This window comes from Anaerotruncus sp. AF02-27 (assembly GCF_003465835.1).
In the GTDB taxonomy this organism is placed as follows: domain Bacteria; phylum Bacillota; class Clostridia; order Oscillospirales; family Ruminococcaceae; genus Anaerotruncus; species Anaerotruncus rubiinfantis.
On record NZ_QSBX01000052.1, the window covers coordinates 5,695 to 7,037 of the forward strand.

Genomic DNA, 1,343 nt, shown 5'->3' on the forward strand with positions numbered 1-1,343 from the left:
TATCTTTGTGTTTGACATGGGGGTGGGCGGCGCGGCGCTCGCGACAGTCATCAGCCAGTTTGTGAGTTTCTGTATCCTGCTTTACGGCTGCACGCGCGGCGGAAATCTGCGCATTCATTGGAAAATGGTGACTTTCAAGTGGCACTTTTTCTCTGAAATCCTGCGTGGGGGCATGCCGTCGCTTTGGCGGCAGGGGCTGGCAAGTGTGGCGGCAATCTTTTTAAATCACGCGGCAGGCGCCTATGGGGACGCGGCCATTGCGGCGATGTCGATCGTCTCGCGGGTCAATATGTTTGCGTCATCCGCGCTGATTGGTTTCGGGCAGGGGTTTCAGCCGGTTTGCGGCTTCAATTACGGCGCGAAATACTATAACCGGGTGCGGGAAGCATTCTGGTTCTGTATGCGCGCCGCGGTCGGCGTATTGGTCTGTATTGCAGCCGCCGGTTTCATTTTCGCTCCGCAAGTGATTGCGCTGTTTCGCGGGGAGGACGCGCAGGTTGTTGCGGTCGGCGCGCTCGCACTGCGTCTGCAGTGTATCACCTTTCCATTGATGAGCTGGGTCATTCTCAACAATATGATGACCCAGACGATTGGCCAATCGGGCCGCGCCACATTGCTTTCAGTTTCGCGGCAGGGGCTCTTCTTCGTGCCCGCGGTTTTGATTCTGCCTCCGGTTGCCGGTGTTCTGGGAATTCAGATGGCGCAGCCGGTTTCAGATGTTTTCTGTTTCGCGCTTTCGGTGGTGATCGGGATCAGGGTCCTGCGGGAGCTGCGGGAAGCGCAGGAGGGGGGTGCCGATGCCTGATGGAACGGATCAACCGCGACCTTTCGATCCTCTACCGGTATGGGCAGCGTTTTTTTACCGGCCGCCTTGGGGAGCTTGACCTTGAGGTCGGACTGCTCCCGGTGCTGATGCAGGCGTATCAGTTCCCCGGCGTGACACAAGATCAGATTGCGGCGAACCGCGGGCTTGACAAGGGCGCGGTCGCGCGCGGCGTCAAAAAGCTGGAGGGAAAAGGGCTTGTACGCCGGGAAGTTGATCCGGCGGACCGCCGGATCAACCATATCTATACGACCGAAACAGCGCTCCGGCTGCGGCCCCGGGTGGAATCGGTGATTGACGAGCTGCATGAGATCCTGTACTGCGGGATGTCGCAGGAGGAGATTGTCCAGGCTGCATCATTTGCCCGGCGGATGAAGGAGAATCTGTCCGCCCATTTTCAAAAGGCCGGGGAGGAAGCTCTAAAATAACGAGAGGCGCGGCTGGCCGCGCCTCTCGTTTTATTTGTAGAGAAACCACCGGCTGTGCCGGTGGTAGAGAAAAAGCTTTAGCGAGGGGCGAG

At 58.6% G+C, this 1,343-nt stretch carries 2 protein-coding genes; both read left to right on the forward strand.

The window, feature by feature from the left end:
• Positions 1–805: MATE family efflux transporter (locus DWV16_RS19730; protein ID WP_243007372.1), on the forward strand; the 805-nt coding region annotated here is incomplete at its 5' end.
• The gene (locus DWV16_RS18485) at positions 805–1,251 is read left to right on the forward strand and encodes a MarR family winged helix-turn-helix transcriptional regulator (protein WP_066458312.1); all 447 of its coding nucleotides are present in this window, start codon (positions 805–807) and stop codon (positions 1,249–1,251) included. The genes DWV16_RS19730 and DWV16_RS18485, both read left to right, overlap by 1 nt.
• The last annotated feature ends 92 nt before the right edge of the window (positions 1,252–1,343 follow it).

Bases quoted from the DNA above. Each gene is read 5' to 3' on its own strand.
- DWV16_RS18485 (WP_066458312.1), top strand. From the start codon at position 805: ATGGAACGGATCAACCGCGACCTTTCGATCCTCTACCGGTATGGGCAG.